This is a genomic window from Acinetobacter sp. SW-226 (genome assembly GCF_055632855.1).
Genome location: NZ_CM145752.1, coordinates 2,870,691 through 2,894,103, shown reverse-complemented (window position 1 = coordinate 2,894,103; position 23,413 = coordinate 2,870,691). Strand labels below are relative to the sequence as shown.

General features: G+C 41.2%; 22 protein-coding genes and 1 pseudogene. 17 read left to right on the top strand and 6 right to left on the bottom strand.

What is annotated here, in order from left to right; translation table 11 throughout:
• Positions 1-368 precede the first annotated feature (368 nt).
• A pseudogene (locus tag ACZ8ZH_RS13770) lies at positions 369-2,203 on the top strand (monovalent cation:proton antiporter-2 (CPA2) family protein).
• A 101-nt stretch (positions 2,204-2,304) separates the two neighbouring features.
• On the opposite strand, the gene ACZ8ZH_RS13765 reads toward ACZ8ZH_RS13770, so the two are convergent.
• On the bottom strand, positions 2,305-2,973 hold the full coding sequence (locus tag ACZ8ZH_RS13765; protein WP_086208703.1) for a GntR family transcriptional regulator: 669 nt from the start codon (positions 2,971-2,973) through the stop codon (positions 2,305-2,307).
• A gap of 136 nt (positions 2,974-3,109) precedes the next feature.
• Here ACZ8ZH_RS13765 and madL point away from each other — a divergent pair, with 136 nt between their 5' ends.
• The 13 genes from madL to ACZ8ZH_RS13700 all read left to right on the top strand — a co-directional run bounded on the left by madL (position 3,110) and on the right by ACZ8ZH_RS13700 (position 15,580).
• Positions 3,110-3,511: a malonate transporter subunit MadL gene (gene madL, locus ACZ8ZH_RS13760; RefSeq protein ID WP_119063758.1), complete on the top strand. Its 402-nt coding sequence runs from the start codon at positions 3,110-3,112 to the stop codon at positions 3,509-3,511.
• Positions 3,512-3,574: 63 nt separating this feature from the next.
• Positions 3,575-4,336 (top strand): malonate transporter subunit MadM, encoded by a 762-nt coding sequence (gene madM, locus ACZ8ZH_RS13755; RefSeq protein WP_086208701.1) that lies wholly within the window; start codon positions 3,575-3,577, stop codon positions 4,334-4,336.
• Between the two features lie 21 nt (positions 4,337-4,357).
• Positions 4,358-6,013: a malonate decarboxylase subunit alpha gene (gene mdcA / locus ACZ8ZH_RS13750; RefSeq protein ID WP_119063759.1), complete on the top strand. Its 1,656-nt coding sequence runs from the start codon at positions 4,358-4,360 to the stop codon at positions 6,011-6,013.
• 5 nt (positions 6,014-6,018) lie between these two features.
• Complete coding sequence (gene mdcC / locus ACZ8ZH_RS13745) at positions 6,019-6,327, top strand: malonate decarboxylase acyl carrier protein (RefSeq protein WP_016166424.1); 309 nt, start codon at positions 6,019-6,021, stop codon at positions 6,325-6,327.
• Between the two features lie 3 nt (positions 6,328-6,330).
• Complete coding sequence (locus tag ACZ8ZH_RS13740; protein WP_119063760.1) at positions 6,331-7,218, top strand: biotin-independent malonate decarboxylase subunit beta; 888 nt, start codon at positions 6,331-6,333, stop codon at positions 7,216-7,218.
• A gap of 4 nt (positions 7,219-7,222) precedes the next feature.
• A complete protein-coding gene (gene mdcE, locus ACZ8ZH_RS13735) occupies positions 7,223-7,939 on the top strand; it encodes a biotin-independent malonate decarboxylase subunit gamma (protein ID WP_119063761.1) in 717 nt (238 codons plus the stop codon).
• Between the two features lie 10 nt (positions 7,940-7,949).
• The gene (mdcG, locus tag ACZ8ZH_RS13730; protein ID WP_119063762.1) at positions 7,950-8,630 is read left to right on the top strand and encodes a malonate decarboxylase holo-[acyl-carrier-protein] synthase; all 681 of its coding nucleotides are present in this window, start codon (positions 7,950-7,952) and stop codon (positions 8,628-8,630) included.
• Positions 8,608-9,438, top strand: a complete 831-nt coding sequence (locus ACZ8ZH_RS13725; protein WP_470247760.1) for a triphosphoribosyl-dephospho-CoA synthase — start codon at positions 8,608-8,610, stop codon at positions 9,436-9,438. The genes mdcG and ACZ8ZH_RS13725 overlap by 23 nt, the downstream gene beginning before the upstream one ends.
• A gap of 24 nt (positions 9,439-9,462) precedes the next feature.
• Positions 9,463-10,386, top strand: coding sequence for an acyltransferase domain-containing protein (locus ACZ8ZH_RS13720; protein ID WP_119063764.1), 924 nt, complete (start codon positions 9,463-9,465; stop codon positions 10,384-10,386).
• 580 nt (positions 10,387-10,966) lie between these two features.
• Entirely contained in the window at positions 10,967-11,443 is a 477-nt protein-coding gene (locus ACZ8ZH_RS13715; protein ID WP_110973807.1) for a Csu type fimbrial protein, read from the top strand.
• A gap of 43 nt (positions 11,444-11,486) precedes the next feature.
• Positions 11,487-12,236 carry a fimbrial biogenesis chaperone gene (locus tag ACZ8ZH_RS13710; RefSeq protein ID WP_119063765.1) on the top strand — a complete coding sequence of 250 codons (750 nt, stop codon included), beginning with the start codon at positions 11,487-11,489 and terminating at the stop codon, positions 12,234-12,236.
• A 6-nt stretch (positions 12,237-12,242) separates the two neighbouring features.
• Positions 12,243-14,612, top strand: a complete 2,370-nt coding sequence (locus tag ACZ8ZH_RS13705) for a fimbria/pilus outer membrane usher protein (protein WP_119063766.1) — start codon at positions 12,243-12,245, stop codon at positions 14,610-14,612.
• Entirely contained in the window at positions 14,603-15,580 is a 978-nt protein-coding gene (locus ACZ8ZH_RS13700; protein ID WP_119063767.1) for a Csu type fimbrial protein, read from the top strand. Before ACZ8ZH_RS13705 ends, ACZ8ZH_RS13700 begins: the two co-directional genes overlap by 10 nt.
• Before the next feature lie 23 nt (positions 15,581-15,603).
• Here the strand turns inward: ACZ8ZH_RS13700 and ACZ8ZH_RS13695 are convergent, their stop codons facing one another.
• Positions 15,604-16,074: a Csu type fimbrial protein gene (locus ACZ8ZH_RS13695; protein WP_104488387.1), complete on the bottom strand. Its 471-nt coding sequence runs from the start codon at positions 16,072-16,074 to the stop codon at positions 15,604-15,606.
• Positions 16,075-16,369: 295 nt separating this feature from the next.
• Between ACZ8ZH_RS13695 and ACZ8ZH_RS13690 the strand changes: the two genes are divergently transcribed.
• Entirely contained in the window at positions 16,370-18,256 is a 1,887-nt protein-coding gene (locus ACZ8ZH_RS13690; protein ID WP_416332347.1) for a bifunctional metallophosphatase/5'-nucleotidase, read from the top strand.
• A 136-nt stretch (positions 18,257-18,392) separates the two neighbouring features.
• Here the strand turns inward: ACZ8ZH_RS13690 and ACZ8ZH_RS13685 are convergent, their stop codons facing one another.
• Together ACZ8ZH_RS13685 and ACZ8ZH_RS13680 are read right to left on the bottom strand one after the other, a co-directional pair.
• Entirely contained in the window at positions 18,393-18,728 is a 336-nt protein-coding gene (locus ACZ8ZH_RS13685) for a gamma-glutamylcyclotransferase family protein (protein WP_119063769.1), read from the bottom strand.
• A gap of 13 nt (positions 18,729-18,741) precedes the next feature.
• Positions 18,742-19,995 carry an MFS transporter gene (locus tag ACZ8ZH_RS13680; RefSeq protein WP_119063770.1) on the bottom strand — a complete coding sequence of 418 codons (1,254 nt, stop codon included), beginning with the start codon at positions 19,993-19,995 and terminating at the stop codon, positions 18,742-18,744.
• A gap of 97 nt (positions 19,996-20,092) precedes the next feature.
• Between ACZ8ZH_RS13680 and ACZ8ZH_RS13675 the strand changes: the two genes are divergently transcribed.
• Positions 20,093-21,004 carry a LysR substrate-binding domain-containing protein gene (locus ACZ8ZH_RS13675; RefSeq protein WP_119063771.1) on the top strand — a complete coding sequence of 304 codons (912 nt, stop codon included), beginning with the start codon at positions 20,093-20,095 and terminating at the stop codon, positions 21,002-21,004.
• Between the two features lie 154 nt (positions 21,005-21,158).
• On the opposite strand, the gene rarD is transcribed toward ACZ8ZH_RS13675, so the two are convergent.
• Positions 21,159-22,064, bottom strand: a complete 906-nt coding sequence (gene rarD, locus ACZ8ZH_RS13670) for an EamA family transporter RarD (RefSeq protein WP_119063799.1) — start codon at positions 22,062-22,064, stop codon at positions 21,159-21,161.
• 109 nt (positions 22,065-22,173) lie between these two features.
• On the opposite strand from rarD, the gene ACZ8ZH_RS13665 reads away from it, so the two are divergent.
• Positions 22,174-22,635: an Lrp/AsnC family transcriptional regulator gene (locus tag ACZ8ZH_RS13665; protein ID WP_086208898.1), complete on the top strand. Its 462-nt coding sequence runs from the start codon at positions 22,174-22,176 to the stop codon at positions 22,633-22,635.
• A gap of 280 nt (positions 22,636-22,915) precedes the next feature.
• Here ACZ8ZH_RS13665 and ACZ8ZH_RS13660 read toward each other — a convergent pair whose 3' ends face one another.
• Positions 22,916-23,407 carry a GNAT family N-acetyltransferase gene (locus tag ACZ8ZH_RS13660; protein ID WP_110973797.1) on the bottom strand — a complete coding sequence of 164 codons (492 nt, stop codon included), beginning with the start codon at positions 23,405-23,407 and terminating at the stop codon, positions 22,916-22,918.
• Between the last annotated feature and the right edge of the window lie 6 nt (positions 23,408-23,413).

Below are 23,413 nucleotides of genomic sequence, written 5' to 3'. Positions count from 1 at the left end.
ATTTTTAGCTCAATTTTACGCTTGCTATGACACTCAATTGTTTAGTTTTTCTAAATTATTTTTGGCATTAGATTGATAATTTGAACGAGTCTTCAATGGAAGTATGTTGCGACTGAAGCAAAAATGCTGTTCTTTTTGATGAAACAAAGCCTTGATGTAAAACGACAATGCTGTATATAGTTCTCAGTATAGCGTCATTTATGAGCGTAATTCGTTTAGTCCGCTAGTTGCCAAGTTGTGAAAATTAAGTTGTGATTCGAGCAAAAGTCATCAACTACAGGTCAGTCCATTTTAAATAGATTTTATTGAGTAAAATTAAAAAATAGTAAAGTTAGTACGGATTAGCAAAAAATAAAGATGAGAAAAACATGAGTGCAGAAGTTGATTCATTAGGATTGGTGGGTCCTGTCGTACTGTTAAGTGCTGCGGTGATTGCCGTTCCCCTTTTTAAACGTATTGGTCTAGGCTCTATTTTAGGTTATTTAATTGCAGGGCTGATTATTGGGCCATTTGGTTTTGCTTTTTTAATAATCCTACAGCCATTTTACATATCGCTGAGCTGGGCATCGTGATGTACCTCTTTATCATTGGATTGGAGATGCAGCCTTCACATCTGTGGAGTTTGAGGAAAGAAATTTTTGGATTGGGCAGTTTGCAAATCTTGATCGCGGTGGCTGCGTTGACAGGCATGGGCATGCTGTTTGGTTTTAGTTGGAAAATAGCTTTCATTGCTGCTGCGGGTTTTGTTTTGACCTCGACTGCCATCGTGATGCAATTACTCAATGATCGAGGCGAATTACATCAACGGCGGGGGCAAAAGATCGTTGCAATATTGCTGTTTGAAGATCTATTGATTGTTCCATTATTAGCCTTGGTCGCATTTATGTCCCCCAATCATGCGACTGAAAGTTCATCAATTGATTTGCAAGGGATTGGCATAGGGCTACTGGCAATTGCTGGCTTAATTGTTGCTGGGCATTGGCTACTCAATCCTTTATTTAGAGTTTTAGCAGCAGCGAAAGCACGTGAAGTCATGACTGCCGCTGCACTTTTGGTGGTTTTAGGTGCCGCGTTGCTGATGCAACTCAGTGGTTTATCCATGGCGCTAGGAGCATTTTTAGCAGGTGTTTTGCTCTCCGAATCAACTTTCCGCCATCAAATTGAAGCGGATATTGAACCGTTCCGAAGTCTACTTTTGGGGCTATTCTTTTTAGGGGTAGGCATGTCTTTAGACTTGTCTGTGGTCAAAGCAAATTGGCAACTCATCCTCAGTGGTGTGATTGCGCTGATGTTGACTAAAGCACTCATGATCTATGTGGTGGCACGTTTAACCAAGAGTAATCATATTGAAGCCTTGGATAGAGCTTTACTCATGGCACAGGGCGGTGAGTTTGCATTTGTGCTCTTTAGTGCCGCAACGACCGCTCAAATTATTGATAACACCATTAAGTCAAATTTAACTGCAATTGTCGTGCTATCCATGGTGTTGACTCCAATCATTGGGGTGATATTTAAACGCTTTACCATTGCAACGGATGAGCATTCATTAGATCAGGTGCGAGTTGCTGACGGCTTAACAGGCAAAGTACTAATGATTGGTTTCGGTCGTTTCGGTCAGGTGGCCAGTCAGTTGTTATTGGCTCGTAGCGTGGATGTGACCATTATTGATAACGATGTCAACATGATCCAAAACGCAGAAAAATTTGGTTTTGATGTCTATTATGGCGATGGATGTCGTTTAGATATTTTACATGCATCTGGTGCAGATACAGCCGAAGCCATTTTGGTTTGTGTTGATCACAAAGAAACCATTAATAAAATTGTAGAACTAGTCAATGCTGAGTTTCCTTTAGCCAAACTGATTGTACGTTGTTATGACCGTGAACATGCGTTGTATCTGTCGAAGAAAAATGTCAGTTTGATGGTACGGGAAACCTTTGAATCCGCATTGGTTTTAGGTCAAACTGCCTTGCAGCAACTGGGTGTTAGTCCAGAAGAAATACAGCAAGTGAGTGATGATATTCGTGCTTTAGATAGTCAGCGTTTTGAAACGGAGGTAGCGGCTGATGATGTTAATGCAGGTATTGGGATACAGTACACTCAGCGTAACCCTCGTCCTACTGCACCGTTGATTAAGCCACAGCATACAGGGCAAGTTTTAAATGATAACGAATTAATAAAGCCTCGTGATACGGATAGTTGAGTTTTCGTTTAACGCTTAAACGTGGAGATAAAAGAGGTCTGTTTCAGGCCTCTTTTTCTATATGAAGTAATTCCATGTGGCTTAAGGGTATGGTTGCTTAATTAAGTATTTAAATGTTCTAAGGTTGAAATAAAATCCGTAAATTTCTCACCTTGAATTACCACATGTGCTTTCAGCAAAGCCTCGGCTTCTTGTTCATGACCTGCAAAAATGGCCTCTAAAATTGCGCTATGCTCTGAAAATGAATGATTCATTCGATGGTTAACGCGGAGTTGTAGGCGGCGGTATGGGTGCAAACGTTTGTGCAAGGTACAGGCTTGTTCAATTAAAAAGGCATTATGACTGGCTTGGTAAATAGCAAAGTGAAATAAACGGTTGGCCTCATAATAATTTTCTGAGTCGTTCTGATTTAAATAGTCCTGACATAACTGATGCAGGCGTTGTAATTCTTGCTTTTCTTCAGGTTGAATGCGCCGTGCTGCCAGTCGTCCACACATGGCTTCTAATTCAGCCATCACCTCGAACATTTCACAGAGAGTGAGTGAATTAATGGCTGGAATAATTGCGCCACGACGTGGGCGAATTTCAACCAAGCCTTCAGCGGCCAATAGCTTTAATGCCTCACGAATCGGGGTACGTGAAGCACCATAGCGTTCGCACAGTTCTTGTTCATCCAGCTTCGTCCCAGGCAGGAAAAAGCCATAAATAATATCATCCTCTAACTTTTTACTAATTTGAATAGAAAGAGGAAGTTCCGCAATTGAAGTCATACATCACCAAAAATTGTATACAATTTATGTTTATTTGAGTACAAAACATTGTACACTGGATACAGATAAGCTATAACTATAGCAAATTATAAGTCAGATTATTAGAAGCGCTGCATGATCCAGGGAGGATTCAGCAATGATTATTTACGGAACAGCCATATTGGCAGTCTGCCATTTGCTTGGTGTTTATCTAGGCAATGCCCTTGGGATTGCACTTGGTGTACAAGCCAATGTAGGTGGTGTGGCCATCGCCATGATTTTATTAATTCTATCGAAGGAGCTATTAGCCAAACGTGGGCACTTACCTCAAGTGACTCAATTTGGTGTGTTGTACTGGTCAGGTATGTATATCCCGATTGTGGTTGCCATGTCGGCAGGTCAAAACGTAGTTGCGGCTATGTCGGGTGGGATGTTGGGTTTGATAGTTTCGGTTGCGTCTTTGATTGGTACCGTCTTAGTGATTCGTTGGTTGAATAAATCCAGTGGTGACTATGAAAACTATGAATGGGCTGTAGAGCAGACTGAAAAAGCCGCTTAAGGATAAGGGTGTTGTCATAACACGAAATAACAATCAGTTGTACGGTTACAAGGAAGAAACGCAATGGAAGAAATAATTACGGTTTTTACCAAAAATGCCCTCGTCGCGGCGCTCGCAGTGACTGGTTTAATGATGTATGTGTCGCATCTTTTGTCGAAATATCTCACCAAAGGCAAGTTACAAAGCTCAGCCATCGCGATCACTCTGGGGCTGGTCTTGGCTTATTTTGCAGGGATTTATACTCAAGGTGAAAAGGGCATTTCAGATATCGCTATTTTCTCAGGTTTCGCTTTACTCGGTGGTGCCATGATTCGTGACTTGGCCATTGCATCAACGGCGTTTGAAGTCGACGTTAAAGAAGTGAAAAAAGCAGGAAAGGTGGGTCTGATCGCGCTTGCACTTGGTTGCGTGATTCCATTTTTGATCGGTGCAATGGTGGCGTGGTTGATGGGCTATAAAGATCCCGTTTCGATGACCACGATTGGCGCAGGTGCGATGACCTATATCGTTGGCCCAGTAACAGGTTCAGCCATCGGTGCAAGCTCAGAAGTGATTGCATTATCAATTGCAATTGGTCTGATTAAAGCGGTGTTTTTCATGGTGGGTACACCGTTATTCGCAAAATTTATGTATCTCAAAAGTCCACGTTCTGCCATGGTTTTTGGTGGAATGGCGGGGACGACCAGTGGCACAGCAGCAGGTTTAGCAGGAACGGATGTGCGTTTAGTACCCTATGGTGCATTGGTCGCAACCTTCTATACCGGTCTTGGTTGTTTACTTGGACCCTCTGTATTTTTTCTCACAATCAATGCCATCTTCGGCTAAGCACAGCATAAAGGTGACCCCATGAACCAAATGGTTAAGACGCGCTTATGGGATAAGCAGCGTACCCGCAGACTAGAAAAACTGAATCTTGCTAAAGAAAAAGGCTTTGCAAAACAAGTTGAGCATGCTCGGGTGATTGAACTTTTGGAAACGGTAATTTCCAGTGGTGATCGCGTTTGTTTAGAAGGTAATAACCAAAAGCAGGCCGACTTTTTGTCAAAGAGTTTAAGTCAGTGTAATCCAGAGGTGGTTCATGACTTACATATCGTACAGTCGGTATTGGCTTTACCCAGTCACATAGATGTCTTTGAAAAAGGTATTGCTTCTAAGGTCGATTTTTCCTTTGCAGGCCCACAAAGTTTACGTCTAGCACAATTGGTTCAGCAGCAAAAAATCAGTATTGGTTCGATCCATACCTACCTAGAGCTGTATGGGCGTTACTTTATTGATTTGACGCCAAATGTCTGCCTGATTACGGCACATGCGGCCGACCGAGAGGGCAATCTTTATACAGGTGCGAATACCGAAGATACCCCTGCAATTATTGAAGCGACTGCATTTAAAAGCGGGATTGTGATTGTGCAGGTCAATGAAATTGTCGATAAGTTACCGCGTGTGGATGTACCTGCGGATTGGGTCGATTTTTATATCGAAAGTCCCAAGCACAACTATATAGAACCATTGTTTACCCGTGATCCTGCACAAATTACCGAAGTGCAAATTTTAATGGCAATGATGGTGATTAAAGGGATCTATGCACCATATCAAATTCAACGTTTAAACCATGGTATTGGCTTTGATACTGCGGCAATTGAATTATTGCTGCCTACGTATGGGGCATCCTTAGGACTAAAGGGACAGATTTGTACCAATTGGGCTTTGAATCCGCATCCAACTTTAATTCCTGCGATTGAAAGTGGATTTGTCGATTCGATCCATAGCTTCGGTTCTGAAGTGGGGATGGAAGACTATATTAAAGAGCGTCCAGATGTGTTCTTTACAGGCAGTGACGGCAGCATGCGTTCCAATCGTGCCTTTAGTCAAACGGCCGGTTTATATGCCTGTGATCTCTTTATTGGTTCAACCTTGCAAATTGACTTGCAGGGCAACAGTTCAACTGCAACCGTAGACCGTATTTCTGGTTTTGGTGGTGCGCCGAATATGGGCTCTGACCCGCATGGACGCCGTCATGCCAGTTATGCCTATACCAAAGCAGGGCGTGAAGCGGTCGATGGCAAACTGATTAAGGGGCGTAAATTGGTGGTGCAATTGGTCGAAACATACCGTGAACATATGCATCCTGTCTTTGTTGAAGAGTTAGATGCGTGGCAGTTACAGGACAAAATGGAGAGTGAACTTCCGCCCATCATGATTTATGGCGAAGACGTGACCCATATTGTGACGGAAGAAGGTATTGCTAACTTACTATTATGTCGCACACCTGAAGAACGTGAACAAGCCATCCGTGGTGTGGCAGGTTATACCCCAGTGGGGATGCAGCGTGATGAGACCAAAGTGGATGAGTTACGCCAGCGCGGCATTATTCAACGCCCACAAGATTTAGGCATTGATCCAACACAGGTCAGTCGTGATTTGTTGGCGGCAAAATCGGTGAAAGATTTAGTTAAATGGTCGGGTGGTTTATATAGCCCCCCAAGTCGCTTTAGAAACTGGTGATCGACATGGAAAAGTTAAAATTTGAATTGCAATCAGCGCCACTGAGCGCTGAACAAGCAGCTGTCATTTGTGGTGTGGTCGGTTCTGGAAATTTAGAAGTCTTGGTTTCACAGCATGATCAGGCGGATATTTGTCAGATTGAAGTCACGACATCGGCCGTCGGTTTTCAACATGTTTGGCAGTCTGTACTGAATGAATTTGCACAACGTCATGCGGTAGCAGGGCTTAAATTTCAGTTAAATGATATGGGCGCGACCCCAGCTGTGGTGAACCTGCGATTAAGCCAAGCAATATCTATGTTTAAGGGAGTATAGAATATGGATCAAGTGATGCTCAAAAACAGTTTTTATGAAAAAACTGCACGTGCGCGGATTCAAGCGGTCGTCGATGCTCAGAGTTTTAATGAAATATTAAAGCCTGCTGAAATTGAAGTTAGCCCACACCTGTCTGCTTTGGATATTCCGGGTAGTTTTGATGATGGCGTGATTATTGGTACGGCACGTGTAAACGGAACACCTGTACATATCATGGCTCAAGAAGGGCAATTCATGGGTGGAGCTGTGGGTGAAATCCACGGGGCGAAAATTGTCGGTCTTTTGCATAAAGCCATTCAAGATCAAGCGCAAGCGGTACTGTTTTTTGTCGACTCAGGTGGTGTGCGTCTGCATGAAGCCAATGCAGGTCTGATTGCCATTTCGGAAATTATGCGTGCGATGTTACAGGTACGAAATGCAGGCATTCCCATTATTACGGTGATTGGCGGAACCTGTGGCGCTTTCGGTGGTATGGGCATCAGTGCGTGTTTAAGCAGTGCCATCGTCATGACGGAAGAAGGGCGTTTGGCACTGTCTGGTCCAGAAGTGATTGAAACAGTGAAAGGCGTAGAAGAGTTTGATTCGAAAGATCGTGCTTTGGTTTGGCGCGTTACAGGCGGTAAACATCGTTACTTACTGAACCATGTACAGGCTTTGGTTGAGGATGATGTCGCAGATATTCGTGACGCGATTTTAACGCAGCTAGATGCTAAGGTCGCTTCTTTAGACTTAGAACAATTATTGCAACAGCAGCAACAGCTTGAGCAACAATACCAACGCTGGTTTGGTAAAAATGATGGTTTACAGATTTGGCATGATATGGGCATTACACAGCCAGAAAAAATTCCGATGTTGTCTGCCCATGAAGTTGTGTTGTTAAAGCAAGGATGAGCTCATGAATACAGAATTACTTTTACAACAGTTGTTTCCGCGTCAACTGGATTATCAGATCGAAGGTTATGTGATTAAGGGCAATGCGCAAACGGATGCAGGCCCAGTGCGTATTCTTGGCACAGTCAATGCAGCACCTATTAATCAACAGATTGCCATGGAATTGGCCGGTGAAATCTTAGAGCTAGTACAGCAGAAACAACAGACGCCTGTGGTGTTTATTGTGGATACGCAAGGTCAAGATCTTTCCCGTGCTGATGAGTTACTGTGCTTAAACCGTACCTTCGCGCATTTGGCATCTTGTGTTGACCTACTGCGCAGAAGTGGACATGCCAACCTCACGATTATTTTTGGTCAAGCTGTCAGTGGTGGATTCTTGTCCTATGGCCTCATGGCAAACGAAGTTTATGCGCTGAGTGATTCGCAAGTAAAAGTCATGGACTTAAACGCGATGGCACGGGTCACTAAAATTCCAGTCGAAAAGTTAAAAGAGTTGTCGCAAAGCTCAGCTATTTTTGCTCCAGGGGCAGAAAATTTTTACAAAATGGGCGCAATCAATGCCATTTGGCCAGATTTGGAGACCGATTGGGTTAGCCAAATGCTGTTAAATCAACAACAACATCTTGAAACTTATCTGACAGATCAACGCCGTGTGGTGGGGCAGCAACGTCAAGGACGTGTGTTGTGTAATGCCATTATTGAGAAAGTTGTCCACAGTTAAGGAAGCAGATATGGATCGTCATGACTTAGCTTATCTTTGTGATTCAGCACACTTACATTTTTTAGATGTTTCTTTACCTGAAACAGTGAAACAAAAGGTGTATCAGCTGTTGAGCCAACATATTCCAATGACCGTTTGTCGGCAGGACGATATGGATGCGGGACAAGTGAAGCTGGCGATCAATTGCTTGGTTGAAGGCTATAAATATCGGGTGGCGTGCTTAGTCGAGAAACACGATATCGAGCAGATCACTCGACCGCTTTCTTTACAGGCTTTGTTAAAAGCTGATTCGCAGCTCCTACAACCTAAAGTGCTGAGTGATTTTGCAGGCAACTTAGAACAATTGGGCTGCAAAGTATATGTCTATGGCTCCTATGCCTATGAATATCTCACTAAAGAAGCTTATGTACGTTCAACATCAGACTTAGATCTGTTGTTGTATCCGCAGCACCAACATGATGTACCAGAGATTTTACAGTTCATTCAACAAGTCCAAGCCCAGAGTTTTATTCGCTTGGATGGAGAGATTCAAACCCATCCAGACTGGCATGTGTCATTTAATGAGTTAATTGCGGTTTTTCCTGAAATGAAACAGCAAGTGATCGTCAAAGGAATTCAGCGTGTCGAGATGCTGAGATTAGAACAATTATTCGAAGGGAAGCTTGAATATGCAAATGCTACAACCACATGAAGTTTTATGCCCAAGCATTATCAGGACTGCTGAAAGATTAGACCGTTTGGCATGTATGGCGCTATTGGATGAAGCCAGTTTAGAACATAAGCCCGGTTTGGTTTGTCCAAGTTCGCAGGGCAGTCATCGTGATATGGACTTTAGCTTGTTCCAATGCAGTGTGGATGCGTTACAGGGCTATTTTCAGGCGCAATGCTTGAATGGCTATCACAATGTCGATTTTGACGAGATTCGACAATGTGGCATTTTAGCTGAACAAAAAATGATGACCGCAACTCAGCAGATCAATACCCATAAAGGGGCGATTTTTAATTTAGGCTTTGCCAGCGCTGCAGTAGGGCAATGTCTAGCAGCTGATAGTCCCTTGAATGCAGGCTCAATCAGTCACAAAATTCAAAGTACTTGGCAAGATGAACTGTTACATCATTTAGAACGAAATCCTAACAGCCACGGGCAACGTATGCGTAGTCAATATGGCATCACAGGGGCGATTGAAGAGGTGGCTTCAGGTTTTAAAACGGTGATGGATGTTGCCTTGCCAACGTATATCGAAATTTATGCCAGAACGGCCAATGCACAGCAGGCTACAATTCAGACTTTATTCAGTCTGATGGCCTATGTACAAGACACCAATATTGTTTGGCGCGGTGGTTTATCAGCCTTATATATTGTGCAGGATCTAGCCAAGCAGTTTTTGGCTCGTGGCGGTGTGCTACAGCACAATTGGGTGCAAGACGTAGCTAAAGTGGAAGATTATTTCGTTCAGCATCGTTTAAGTCCGGGGGCAGTGCGGACTTGTTGGGGGTGACTTTATTCATGCTGAAGGTGGAACATGAATTTCGCAATCATATTTAGTGGACAAGGACTCCAAAGCTTAGCCCATGTGCAAGAGCTACTCACTTTGGCAGATGAGCTTCATGTATCAGAGAGTTTAAAGCAACATTTGCCACGACTATTTTGTTCCGATTTAACCGAAGCAGATTTGTATGCGAATGAGTTCGCGCAGCCTTTTATTGTTGCTTTGCAATGGTGTCGTTGGCAAAAGTTAAAGCCTGAGATTGAGGACCTTATGAGTTTCTCAGGCTATTCTCTCGGCGAGTTAAGTGCACTCATTTGTGCAACGCAGATAGGTTTGGAGCAAGGACTATATTTGGCCCAGCAGCGAGCCTCGTTAATGTCTTTAGCCTCTCAGCATGCATGTGGCTTAATGGCTGTTCAGGGCATCAATCTCAATACACTTGAAGCGTTGTTGACTGAAACGTCAACCGCACTTTCCATTAAGCTCAGTGATAGTAATTTTGTCGTGGGTGGGACTGATGCCAATTTACAGCAGTTGACCCGGCAACTCGAATTGCGAGGAACACGTTTTGTTAAACGCTTGAATGTCACCGTTGCATCGCATACGGCATGCATGGATGCTGCGGTTCAGCCGTATCGGCAGATTTTACAGCAACAAGACTTTGCTGGTTTGTGCACGGCCATGATTAGCGGTTCGGGTGGGCATAAGTTTTTTAAGACCACAGATGCCGTGAGTGCGCTAATTCAGCAAATGAATCACGCGATTGATTGGGATGCTTGTTTAAGTGCAATACAAGAAAATCAGCCTGATGTAGTCTTAGAAATTGGGCCAGGCAACACCTTAAGTAAAATGCTCTTGGAGCGGAATCCACATTGTATTGTACGTGCGGTGGATGATTTTAAAAGTTGGTCTGGATTGCAGGTATGGTTAGAAAAGCAAAGTATTGGATCATCTTGAAACGAAGATGATATGAAATGTATTCGGTGCTTTTTCGTTTTAAATCACATTCAGTCGTCCTGAAGATCGTTCAATGTCTACATCACTTCTTCAGTATGTAGATGAACTGAATAACACATGAAGAGCCGTGTTCCCTTATCCGCTTTTTGTCCTGATTAAATTAGCTTGAATCTACGACGAAAGGTTGGTTTAGAAGGGCAATGGATTATTGATAGCAATCATGTTTATCGAGTTTTAAAACGCAGTATGATGCTGAATTTTCTATTCTACATATCATCATTTATTTTTAATTTTTAAGCGATTACCTCACTCGTTTATGGGATTTTAGAAAAAAATTGTGCTCCAAAATCTATAATCTTCTACTATGCGTATGGTCTCACTATTAAATAAATAAAAATGATGAAAATAACAAAAAATGCCAAAAAATAAAAAAAATTATTGAAAATTTTAAAAAATGTGATAGATTTCACGCTTACTTTTTATATGTGTGAACCTCTATATAAAAAAGTATCTATAAAAAGCAATGTTATTCATAGCGATTGCTTTTTGATTATCTAATTTAATAGTTTTAGGTCGTTATATGAAAAATTTTCTTACTACTGCATTATTGGCTTCTGCTGGTTTAGTTTTAGCTGGACAGGCAAATGCGGCTACCACTTCAAAAACGGCAACTGCTGACTTTAAAGTGAAAATTGAAGTGCTTTCTACTTGTGCAATCAATGCCACTGATATTGATTTTGGTAGTGTAAACAGTGCTGTGGCTGCAAATGATAAAACAGGAACATTAAATGTTACTTGTACAAGCCAAACACCATATAAAGTGGGTTTAGCAGGCAGTGGGAAAATGACACATGAGACAGATACTTCATCTAGCATCGCATATCAATTATTCCAAAATGCGAGTGACAAAAGCCAGTGGGATAATAATAGTAATCTATACTCAGGTGTAGGTTCAGGTAGCGTACAGGCTATTCCTGTTGTTGCAAAAGTATCTGGTTCAACTAATGTTCGAGCAGGTAAATATATCGACACGGTTACCGCTACAGTAACGTATTAATTTTTGCTATCGTAAGGATATTCTTCACGAAAAGGGTATCGGCATGAAAAATACGTCGCTTTGGTCAAATGTACTGCGTAAGTGTAGCTTAGGTATATTGGCAACGAGTATTTTTATGATACAGGCGCATGCTGCAAGTTTGCAGGTTGCGCCTATTTTATTGGAATTTTCGCCTCAAGAAAAAGTCAAAGAACTTTGGTTAACCAATACTGGGGATGAAGCCATCCAAGGTCAAGTTCGAGTAAATGCTTGGACGCAAACCAATAATCAAGATATTTTAACCCCGTCTAAAGATCTGATCGCAAGCCCAATGGTATTGACGATTCCCGCAGGCCAAAGACAGTTGGTTCGTCTTATTCGTAGTACTGCAAGCAATAACTCATCTGAGCAAGCTTATCGTTTGATTGTTGATGAGCTACCGAACCCTCAAGCAGAAAAGCAAAGTGGTCTTCAGTTGTTGCTGAAATATTCAATTCCTGTATTTTTTAAGGTCTCAAGCACTGATGTCATTCAACAAGGTGTAACCTCGCTCAATGGCATGACATTTAAATACAATGCGAACAAATTAACGGTTACTAACCTGTCTCCGCACTATAAACGTTTTAGCCAGTTTGCCTATGTTGATGCGCAGGGGCAAAAAACACCCATCCAAAAAGGACTCATGGGTTATGTGCTGAGTGGTCAAAGTATGCAATGGTCTATTCCAGCTACGATAAATGTCAAGCCTAATGGAAAATTTGTAGCAGTTGTAAATATGGATGTTCGGGAACAAGAACTTCCTATATCTCCTTGATATCTTATGTCTTTGGGAGTTTCTTCATTGAACGTTCGAGTCAGTCGTTTACTCTGTGCAGGGCTAATTATTGTTATTGCTCCTCACGTTTTTGCAGAGTCGGACTCCCCAGAGCAAGCAAGTGAAATCCAGCAAGACTTATACTTGGATGTCGAACTTAATCAGTCTGTTCAGCCACAAATTGGTCATTTCCTGCAACGAGGTCAACAGCTTTATATAGACCGTGCATCTTTAGATAGTTTTGCCATTCATGCGGATGCTCCGCAAATGCTCATTGATCAAGCTACTTATATTGCGCTTGATCAAATTAATGGGTTGAGCTATCAGTATGATGATTTGAATCAGAAAATATCAATACAAGTACCTGTCGAGTTGTTAAGCGGACAAAACCAATATGGTTATCAAGCTTTACCTGCCGCCAGTATTAACCCATTACAAGAAAAAAAGGGGTTGTTACTTAACTACACGGCATTTGCCCAACAAAATGATGATGTTTTTTCATTTAATGGTTGGAATGAGCTACGCTATTTTGGCTTATTTAATGGCGTTTTAAGTCTGTCAGGAAATTATCAGTATCGAGATCATGTCGCGACTGATGGTCAAATACTTGATACGTATTGGGAAAAAGATTTTCCAAATCAATTGCTGCGATTGCGTTTAGGTGATGCTCAAAGTGATGCGCTTACATGGACACGTTCAACGCGTTTGAGCGGTTTGAGCATATCTAAAAACTTTGCATTACAGCCTTATACGGTAACCACGCCCTTAATGAGTTTTAAGGGGCAGGTGACTTTGCCCTCTCAAATTGATCTGATTATTAATGGGATCAAGCAATCTTCACAAAATGTGGTACCGGGGCAATTTGATATCCAAACCATCCCGAGTATTACGGGGGCTGGAAATGCCCAGATGGTCATTACCGACATCAATGGTCAGCAGCAAGTTCAAAGTTTTTCTTTGTATCGTGCCAATCATTTATTGGCACAGGGACTAAATGATTGGTCTTTGAACTTGGGTTATCCTAAGCTTAATTATGGTCTATCTTCTTTTGATTATGCGAATGATCCCGCTTTTAGTGGAAATTATCGTTATGGGCTAAGTAATACTTTCACAGTAGAAACGCATGCCGAGCTTACGGAACAATTGCAACAAGCAGGTTTAGGAACAGTTTATCAATTAGGCAAGCGCGCAGGGCAAATCAATGTTTCCTATGCTTATAGCCATACATCCGAGCAACAAGGTCAATTGTTGGGTTTTGGCTATAGCTGGAACTCCGCATTGCTCAGTCTAAACTATAATGGCCTACGTCAGTTCGGACAGTTTAATGATATTGCAAGCTTAAACGATGCAACATTTGCAAGCCAGTCCGATCAATTTTATATGGGACTAAATACTAAATTTGGACAATTTGGCGGTAGCTATATTCAGCAGGAATACATAGATCAAGCGAGTAATCGTTTTGTTTTGCTCAACTGGTCTTATATTTTACCGCGACGAATGAACTTGAGTTTGAGTTATAGCCGTGACTTGTTAAATAAAGAGAATAGTTATTATCTATCTTTAAATTTACCATGGGCAAAGCGTAATTCTGCGACACTTACCGCTCAGCGTAGCAATGACCAAAACCAAATGAGTCTGAATGTTTTACATTCTGTGGATCAAGACCAAGGTGGTTTAGGTTGGCAAGCTTTAGCCAACCATACTGAGCAATATTCACAATTTCAGGGGCAGTTGGATTATTTAGGACGTTATGGTTTGGCACAATTTAATGTGCAACATACCGAATCTGATCAACAAAATAATACCAGTGCTTATGCTTCTGTGAGTGGTGGGTTGGTGATTTTAAAAGATACAGTATTAGCTAAACGTCTGGGCAATGGTTCATTTGCAGTTGTTTCAACAGATCAAGTTGCAGATGTACCTGTACGTTTAGAAAATCGTTTAATTGGCAAAACAAATCGGAAAGGTTATTTACTGCTTGATTATTTAAATCCGTATCAACATAACAGTGTGGCTGTAGATACTTTGGATTTACCGATCAATTTAAAAATTGAAACGACCCAGCAGGATGCAGTTCCTCGGCAGTCGAGTGGGGTATTTATTCGGTTCCCGATGTATCAGGTCAAATCAGTACAACTTCAAGTGGTCGATTTGCAAGGAAATAACCTTTCGGTAGGAACTTCTGTCTGGCAAGAAAAACCAAATGAGCAACTTCAACCGACGACTATTGTGGCGCATGATGGTATGGTGTATTTGGATAATGTAAAAAATAATACCCTATATATAGGTGATCAGCTCAAGCAGTGCAGAGTAAAGTTGCCAGATCTTGAAACTTTAAATGGTTATAGTGATTTGGGGCAAATCGTATGTCAGTAAACTACAGTCACTGGTTTAAAATGAACTATTCTAGCCAGTATTTGGCTTGTATTGGCTTGTTGCTCCTTAGTTGTGGGCTGATCTATTCGCCTGCGCATGCAGAAAGCTGCTGGATTGGGGGGGCAACTCTCAGTTTAGGTACTGCAAATGCTCAAGGTTCTTCTACTGCTTCAACGGACGTCACGGTTAGCTGTAACTCTAATTGGAGTCAGCCAGTCACATATAAAATGTGTTTAGCAATTGATAGTACATCTCCTTCGGGGAATGATCCTCGTAGTATGATTAGCTATAATCCTGAAACACTGCTCAATTATCATTTGTACTATGATGCTGCGCGAACGTACAAAATTCCAGGTTCAGACCGTAAAAGTCAGGCGCAGTGCCAGACTTTTCAAGTCGAGGCTGGGCAGGCGAATGCAAGTACTCAAATTAAAATATATGGACAAGTGCTCGCTGGGCAAGTGGTTCCTGCGAGAAGTTACACCACAAATAGTGTAAATCTGAAACTTTATTCTGCTTTTCGTTATGGTTCTGCAATACCCAGCCATGAAGAGGTTTTTGCAAATTCAAATACAGGAAATAATAACCTCATCGTTAACTCCAATTATGAAAATAGTTGTTTAATCCAATCGGCTACGGATATTGACTTTGGAGCTGTTGAGCAATTAAACACCCCATTATTTGGTTCAGGACTTATTCGTTTGGCTTGTCCAACAGGAACCAGTATGCAAGTTAGTTTGGATAATGGCGTAAATGCGCAAGGAAGCCAAAGACGAATGAGAAATGCAGTGGGAAGTTATATTCAGTACAATTTATATAAAGATGTTAGTCGTTTACAAATATGGCAGGCGAATGTTTTTTATCCTGTAGATAACCAGAGTGTTCCTGTGTATGCAGCTGTTCCAGCTCAAACGATCACAAGTATTGGACAATACTCCGATACAATCACAGTCACTTTAACTTACTAAGTTGCTCATTATTCCTTTTAAGCTTAATAGGTAATGGTTGCGGTCACTTTGTCACTATATTGTCCTGCAGGGACATTAGCATTGGGAACTTTTCCCCAAATGGTAATATTTTGCGTTTGCCCAGTACCTTGTTGAGACAAACGATTGTCTGCAATATTGCCCCATTCTTTACTCATGGCAGCATCTTGGTATAGCTGATAAGGAATTTGTATAGAAATATCATTACTATGTTTTAAACTGCCATTGCTGTTTAACGCAATGTTATAGGGTGTTCCATTGGTACAATAAACATTTAAACTTCCTGTCGCTTGCACATTCTGTGCATTACGAGTCACTGTTCCAAAATCAATATCTGAAGTACTGCCTGTTCCAATATCGCAAATTTCTGTAACTTGCATTTTGACTTGAAATTGTGAGGATTGACGATCACTCATGGTATACGCCGAAACAGAAATGACGGCAAGAATTGCGAAAGAATATTTGAAAAGTTTCATGGTGTACTGTCTCCACGAGACTACAATGATTATCAATAGTTATGTGACTAATATAGGGAAATATAGCGTTGATTACTATAATTTATATTACATAATAATGCAGAAACTGAATTATATTTAATCGTTTGGTAAAACCATGTTGGTATAAGTTATAGAAAAACTGTTTAAATATCAAAACAATGTAAATAATATTAAGAATATTTCACCAGTGTCACGAATTTTAAACGGTGCCCTTGCATGATGGTTGTTTAATAAATAAGCATTGGGGACAACCGTGATTCTTCGAAATAGAGCCATTAAGCTGTTAAGTTTGAGTGGTGGTTTTTTATTGTGTAGCAGCGTACTTGTTGGATGTAATGACGACGATAATAAAAACAATACTGCACCTGACGTGCAGAATAAAGCACTCGAAGTCAATCTTCTCCACATTAATGATAGCCACTCACACTTAGATGAGGAGACGGTAAAATTAATGTTAGAAACTTCGGCAGGAAAGCGAGAGGAAATCCAAGTCTCGAATGGTGGTTTTGCACGAGTCACAGCATTGATGAATGATTTGGCGAGTCGTGAGAAAAATGCAATCAAAATTCACGCAGGAGATGCCATAACGGGGGATCTCTATTTTACCTTGAAAGAAGGTGAGGCCGAGGCAGACCTTATGAATACGGTATGTTTCGATACGATGACCTTGGGCAACCATGAATTTGATAATACAGATGCTGGTCTACAAAAGTTTATGGGTTTTTTAAACGATAAAGGCAGTTGTAAGACTAAAACTCAGATACTCAGTGCCAATGTCGAGTTTGGGCCAAGTTCACCGTTGTATCGAACAGATTTGGTGAAGCCGTATACCATTATAGAAAAAGAAGGGCAAAAAATTGCATTGATTGGCCTCACCATTGCCAATAAGACCAAAAATGCATCACGCCCAAATACAGATACTGTATTTAAAGATGAAGTGACTACTGCACAGAAATATATTGATGAACTAAAACAGCAAGGCATCAATAAAATTATTGTACAGTCGCATTTGGGTTATGGGGCGGAAAAAGAACTGGCTACGCAGTTATCTGGAGTTGATGTGATTGTGGGCGGAGATTCGCATACTTTATTGGCCGATGCAAAGTTGAAGAACTATGGCATCACCCCTGAGGGTGATTATCCAACTTTATTGAAAAATAAAGAGGGTGATCAAGTTTGCGTAGTACAAGCATGGCAATATGCGTATGTGGTGGGGCAGTTAAAAGTCAACTTTGACGCCAATGGTAAAGTTGATGCTTGTACAGGTAAGGCCAATGTATTGATTGGTGGTGACTTTAAACGTACCGCAAAAGATGCAGTCCTACTGAATACAACTGAAATCGCGCATATTAGGCAAGATGTTGAAAATAGCAATGCTTTACAAATTGTACAGCCTGATGCGACGGCTTTAAGTATTTTAGAACCGTATAAAGTGGCTAAAAATTTATTAGGCAAAGAAATTGTAGCAAGAGCTGAAAGCAATCTTTGCTTACGTCGTGTTCCAGGCACCACTAGAGATGCCTCACGTTCAAGTCTAGGAGATATTTGCAATAAAGCTGATTTCACCAATCAACATGGTGGAGATGTGCAACAATTGGTGGCAGAAGCCTTTTTACAACAAGGCAAAAAGTATTTTAATGCGGATATTTCGATTCAAAACGGTGGCGGGGTCAGAGTCGATGTACCACAAGGCGATATCACGGTTGAGAAAATTTATACGGTCTTGCCTTTTAAAAATACATTGGTGCAATTACAAGCCACGGGGCAGGAAATTAAATCAACTTTAGAAGATGCGATTGATGCCGTGGTTTTGAACAACACTGGCAGTTATCCCTATACAGGGGGCTTAACGTGGGATGTCGATTTAACCCAAGTCAAAGGCCAACGGGTATCGAATTTACAAGTACGAAATGCTGATGGACAGTATTTGCCTTTAAATGTAAACCAAACCTATCAAGTGATTACCATTAATTTCCTTGCCGATGGTCAAGACTTTTATACCAGTTTAAAAGGTATTACGGGTGATCGTCGGATTGATGTGGGTTTAGATTATGCCGAAGCTTTCTTACAGTATGTCGAAAGCATGCCAGGTGCGAAAGGGCAAAAGGTGTTAACACGTTTACCTGTTGAGCACTACAGTACACAACATTATAAAGAGTAAAACTGGTTTAATGTCTCAAAGTCAGTCGGTATGTAACTGACTTTGAGACCATTCAAACATCAGCTTAAATGAGCAATCATCCGTATTCGATTTCATTTAATTTAGTTTTTGAGACTTCGCTACATAAAAATACGACTTATACCTGCTGATTTAGTGCATAGACATAGGCCTGTTGTATTTGCCCATTCTCTAAAGTGACCTCAGTTAAAACACGCTGATATTCACTGCCTTCGAACTCATCCAAACTGTTCCACAGGCTATCTAATTGTTCTGAACTAAAAATATATCCATCAATAGTTTGCCCATCTGGACTCAGTGTCAGGCCAGGAAAGCCAAGTTCTGCACCCCAACCAGCTTCTTTAAGCCATCCTTTCACAGAGCCTTTGCTCCATGTACCGCCAATCGCTTCTAAAATATGGGCATTGGGTTTATTGGGAGCTAAGGTACCGTAGACAAATAAGTGTTGTTGCATGAGGTCGAAATTCCTAAGGTGTTGGGGTGGATGAATGGAGTGGTTTTATTGAAAAAATAACGATGAGTGCAATTAGGATCAGAAAAATATTTAAGATAACGATGCCATTCCAGCCATAGCTTTGCCAAATATTTCCGCCATAGGCGCCTATAATGCTTGAACCTAAATAATAAAAAAGCAGATACAAGGAGGTGGCATGGCCTTTATTGGATGTTGCGAGTTCGCCTACGCGACTGCTGGCAATGGCATGGGCAATGAAAAAGCCAGTGGTCACACAGCCAATACCAAGAATAATCAGAAATAAAGATGCAGAAAGGGTGAGTAGCACGCCTAAAAGCATGCATGAAAAGCCCAAAATCATCACCTGCTTTTTGCCTACTCGGTCTGCGATATTGCCTGCGATAGAAGAGGAAATAATACCCAAACTATAAGATAAAAAGATGAGGCTGATCTGCGTTTGGCTTAAATGATAGGGTGCTGCAAACAGTCTGAAAGTCACATAATTAAACAAAGTGACAAAGATACTGGTGAGCAAAAAACCGATGACATAAATTTTTAACAGCCGTGTATGATTTAAGTGTGCATACCATGCATGTAGATGGAACTTAAAAGAGAGACCTTGCTGGGCAGTGAAATTTCGCGAATTAGGTAAGAGTTTCAAAAAACCTAATGCACAGAACAGACAGATGCCGCCGAGAATCGCCATGGAAATACGCCATGAGAAAAACTCGGTCAAAATACCCATGCCAACACGTCCCATCATGCCGCCAAATGCTGTGCCTGCAATATATAGCCCCATGGTTTTAGCTAAATCTTTCGGGCTAATTTCTTCTGCAATCCAAGCCATAGCAACAGCAGGAACTCCACCCAAAACAAAACCTTCTAAGCTTCTTGAAAGCATGAGTACATGCCAGCTCGGTGAAACTGCGCACACGACATTAAGTATTGAAGCCAAAAGCATCGAGAAAAACATCAGCCCTTTTCTGCCCAATGTTTGTGAAAAAGCACTGGATAGCACGATCGACATGGCTAAAAAGCCTGTGGTTAAAGACAATGCAAGCGCACTTGCACTGGGCGCAATATGGAAACTTTGACTTAAATTGGGTAGCAAGGGCTGTACGCAATAGATTAGCGAAAAACTGGCAAAGCCTAATAGGAACAACGCCATACCCGCTTTTTTATATTCCCGTGTACCTTTGTTGATCGTTTGTGGAATGGATTGCTGAAAGGTAGACCAGTCTGCTTCTATCGAAGAGCTCAGTTTCATGACTTAACTGACTTAATATGGAGAAGAGCTTTTATTTTAAGAAGTGCATGTGTATATGTATAATATATATAACTCAATAATGGTATAGCTTTTATATATGGAACTGCGCAATATTCAGTACTTTATTGCTATCGCGGAAGAGCAAAGTTTCTCTAAAGCAGCCTTGCGTCTTGGTATAAGTCAGCCACCGTTGAGTATGCAAATTAAAAAGTTGGAAAATGAAATCGGCGTTGAACTTTTTTATCGTTATTCTCATGGCGTTGCACTGACACCAGCAGGGGAAACTTTTCTTAAAATGGTCTTGCCCATTCAGAATCAACTGAAAAATGCAGTGAAATTGACCCAAAGTACGGCAAATGGTGAATGGGGAGAACTAAGGCTCGGCTTTACAGGCACCTCAATTTTAAATTCTTTAATTCCGACCGCCATCCAAGCATTCCAGCAGCGATATCCGCAGGTTAATTTGGTGTTAAAAGAAGCCAATTCTTTGATTTTAATTGAAAGTTTACTGAATAATGAATTAGACATTGCGATTGTTCGGCCACCTGCACAGTACCCGAAAGCTATTACGATTCGTAACTTGATTGATGAAAAGTTGATTGCTGCTTTGCCTTTACATTATCCCGCAGATGAAGAGATGGTGGATTTTGCAGAATTTGCACATGAATGTTTTATTGTTTCTCCTCCTGAGGTGAGTGCTGGGCTGTATGCTGCGATTCTAAATACTTGCCAACAGCATGGTTTTACCCCAAAAGTTGGACAGCAAGCGCCTCAGATTGTTTCAATTTTATCGTTGGTTGCGGCGAACTTAGGGATTTCTTTGGTGCCTGAGTCCACCCAACAGCTCAAAATTGAAGGGATTAAATATAAATATCTAAAAAATAAAACCGCAACCATTGGACTCGGTATTGCGTTTAAAGCAGATCTGCATAGCCAACCTGCAATCAACTTTTCCAGCTTATTGAATAGTATTGTGAGACAACATCACCTTTTAAATGCTTCACTTTGATTCCATGTATCTTGCTTGAGTCTGAGTTGTCAGTACATAATCCATCGAGTTAAAAGTATTTTATATCAGGGTGATCAGTTCAATTTAGTTGTAGTCCCATTGTCCTCTAAACAGCTAAATTAAAGCTGTTTAGGACAACAATGGAATAAATGATTTAGGCCATTAACTTTCGGTTTCGTTTTAACTGCTGTAACCCTTCTAACATAAGCACACATACTGCGAGCCAAATGGCGATATAGGTTGGCCATTCTGCCAAAGTAATACTTTCACCTAAGGCGATTGAAACGGCCACTAACAATACGGGTTCGACATAAACCAACAGTCCAAACAGACTTAAGTTTAAATGCGGGGCAGACAAGGACTGAAATGCCAAAGCCAGTGCACTGATTAATCCAAGTCCTGAAATAAGCCACAGTGTATGTGAACTTGCAGATAGGCTTTCTGTGACGATAGAACCGTGCATAATAAAGTATAGACAGACAGGAACACTCAGCATCATGTCAAACCAAAGTCCGCCTATATTATTTGTCTCCGTTTTTTGTCTGAGCCAAAAATAGATCGGATAACCCAAGCAAATCAGCAGAGTGGGCCAAGTCAGGGTTTGAGAAATGGCTAAGAGATTCAATATCCCCAGTACTGCAAAAACACAGGACAGTTGTTGAAAACGAGACATTCGCTCTTTAAACGCAATCCGACCCACAATCACCATGCTAATTGGCATCATAAAATAACCGAGTGAAACATCCAGTCCATAGCCATGACTGGGTGCCCACATAAACAGCCACAACTGAATCCCAATTAAAAACGAAGATAACACGCGCGTTAAAAAGAAAAAGCGCTCTTGGTAGAAACGGCGATAAATCACAATCACCTGAGACCAATTGCCTTTTAGCCATATAAAAAGTGTCAAACAGGGAATGCTCAATACAATGCGCCAGCCGTAAATTTCTGTGCCTGACAAAGAGCCCAATAGTGAAGTATAGGCAAACATTAATGCAAATAGCACTGAGGCCGTGACATTTAAACTAATGCCAAGTGTTGTATTGGGATGCTGAGGCATAAAACGGGTCTTAAAACGCATGAATAAGTGATATTTTATTGCAGTCTTATTGATAAATTGGCTTATATTGTTTAGCTTAAATGAGAAATTTTCTCGTGGAATGCGCTTGATGCAATTGGATAAATTTGACTTCGCTTTATTGCAGCATCTGCAAAAAGATTGCCTCACGCCGCTACGCGAATTGGCAGACTTGGTGCATTTATCAACCGCCTCAGTACAGCGTCGCATTCAAAAATTAAGAGACAGTGGTTATATTATTGGTAATAACGCAGTACTGGATCCAGACAAACTGGGGCAGGTGGTTACGATTTTTGTCGAGGTTCGTGTTAACCAAACTCATGTGACAGATCTTGACGTGTTAAAAGCGAGTTTTTCAATACCAGAAGTACAGCAGTGTTATTACGTAACAGGTGAGGCGGACTTTATGTTGGTACTTTTGGTGCCGAGTATGAGTCGCTTTCAAGCCTTATGTGATCAGCTTTTTCATCAAAATGCGAATGTACAGTGGTTTAAAACCACTGTTGTGTTAGAGCGTATCAAAGCGACATTAGACGTGCCTTTTCAGTCTTAAATGAAGGACAGCGCTGTATCACACAAAAGCATCAGTTTTATCTTATTTAAATATATTGCTTGATCTAGCATTCACCTAATAAAAGCTGATCGCAATTAATAACAAGCCGATTCCTACCCATAGACCTTCTGCTGAACGTTGGTAGGAAACGCAGATCAGACATAGAGTCAATACAATGGCCCCCCACAAATATGATTTGACGTTTGGTGTAAAAATGACAACAAAAACCAGCACGCTAATCAAGATGTTGGCAAGACGAATGAACCGAACTGGGTTCATGTCAAGCAAGCTCTAACTTCATCTCATACCATTGCATTCCTCCATGAGTCGAATCTGATTTTTGCAGGAGTTGAAAACCAAATTTCTCATACAGTTTGAGATACTGTTCTTTACACATCAAATAGATTGCAGCTTTGTTCAGGCTTTTTGCTTTCTCAATAAAAGCGGTCATGAGTTTTGCCGAATAACCTCGTCCTTGAAATACAGGGTCAACAACGACAGACATGATGACAAGGTTCGTGCCAGAGGGTGTATGGCCTTTTAATTCTTTAAAGTGTTCATCAGACATTACGACTTTATCTGCACAGCCACTATTAATGAAACCGATAACATGACGTTCCACTTCTAAAACAATGAAACCTTCGGGATATTGTTCGGCTCGAATTTGAATTTTTGCTTGGCTTGCCGCCTCATCTGCTGAATATGCTGCAGACTCAATTTCGAAACAACGTGCAACATCAGTGAGTTGAACAGAACGAATAATTTCTTGCATAAGAGA

Bases quoted from the DNA above. Each gene is read 5' to 3' on its own strand.
- ACZ8ZH_RS13675 (WP_119063771.1), top strand. From the start codon at position 20,093: ATGGAACTGCGCAATATTCAGTACTTTATTGCTATCGCGGAAGAGCAA.
- mdcG (WP_119063762.1), top strand. From the start codon at position 7,950: ATGGATCGTCATGACTTAGCTTATCTTTGTGATTCAGCACACTTACAT.
- ACZ8ZH_RS13695 (WP_104488387.1), bottom strand. From the start codon at position 16,074: ATGAAACTTTTCAAATATTCTTTCGCAATTCTTGCCGTCATTTCTGTT.
- mdcA (WP_119063759.1), top strand. From the start codon at position 4,358: ATGAACCAAATGGTTAAGACGCGCTTATGGGATAAGCAGCGTACCCGC.
- ACZ8ZH_RS13725 (WP_470247760.1), top strand. From the start codon at position 8,608: ATGCAAATGCTACAACCACATGAAGTTTTATGCCCAAGCATTATCAGG.
- ACZ8ZH_RS13740 (WP_119063760.1), top strand. From the start codon at position 6,331: ATGGATCAAGTGATGCTCAAAAACAGTTTTTATGAAAAAACTGCACGT.
- ACZ8ZH_RS13685 (WP_119063769.1), bottom strand. From the start codon at position 18,728: ATGCAACAACACTTATTTGTCTACGGTACCTTAGCTCCCAATAAACCC.
- ACZ8ZH_RS13720 (WP_119063764.1), top strand. From the start codon at position 9,463: ATGAATTTCGCAATCATATTTAGTGGACAAGGACTCCAAAGCTTAGCC.
- ACZ8ZH_RS13665 (WP_086208898.1), top strand. From the start codon at position 22,174: ATGCAATTGGATAAATTTGACTTCGCTTTATTGCAGCATCTGCAAAAA.
- ACZ8ZH_RS13680 (WP_119063770.1), bottom strand. From the start codon at position 19,995: ATGAAACTGAGCTCTTCGATAGAAGCAGACTGGTCTACCTTTCAGCAA.
- mdcE (WP_119063761.1), top strand. From the start codon at position 7,223: ATGAATACAGAATTACTTTTACAACAGTTGTTTCCGCGTCAACTGGAT.
- rarD (WP_119063799.1), bottom strand. From the start codon at position 22,064: ATGCCTCAGCATCCCAATACAACACTTGGCATTAGTTTAAATGTCACG.
- ACZ8ZH_RS13700 (WP_119063767.1), top strand. From the start codon at position 14,603: ATGTCAGTAAACTACAGTCACTGGTTTAAAATGAACTATTCTAGCCAG.
- ACZ8ZH_RS13765 (WP_086208703.1), bottom strand. From the start codon at position 2,973: ATGACTTCAATTGCGGAACTTCCTCTTTCTATTCAAATTAGTAAAAAG.
- ACZ8ZH_RS13715 (WP_110973807.1), top strand. From the start codon at position 10,967: ATGAAAAATTTTCTTACTACTGCATTATTGGCTTCTGCTGGTTTAGTT.
- ACZ8ZH_RS13660 (WP_110973797.1), bottom strand. From the start codon at position 23,407: ATGCAAGAAATTATTCGTTCTGTTCAACTCACTGATGTTGCACGTTGT.
- ACZ8ZH_RS13710 (WP_119063765.1), top strand. From the start codon at position 11,487: ATGAAAAATACGTCGCTTTGGTCAAATGTACTGCGTAAGTGTAGCTTA.
- mdcC (WP_016166424.1), top strand. From the start codon at position 6,019: ATGGAAAAGTTAAAATTTGAATTGCAATCAGCGCCACTGAGCGCTGAA.
- madM (WP_086208701.1), top strand. From the start codon at position 3,575: ATGGAAGAAATAATTACGGTTTTTACCAAAAATGCCCTCGTCGCGGCG.
- ACZ8ZH_RS13705 (WP_119063766.1), top strand. From the start codon at position 12,243: ATGTCTTTGGGAGTTTCTTCATTGAACGTTCGAGTCAGTCGTTTACTC.
- madL (WP_119063758.1), top strand. From the start codon at position 3,110: ATGATTATTTACGGAACAGCCATATTGGCAGTCTGCCATTTGCTTGGT.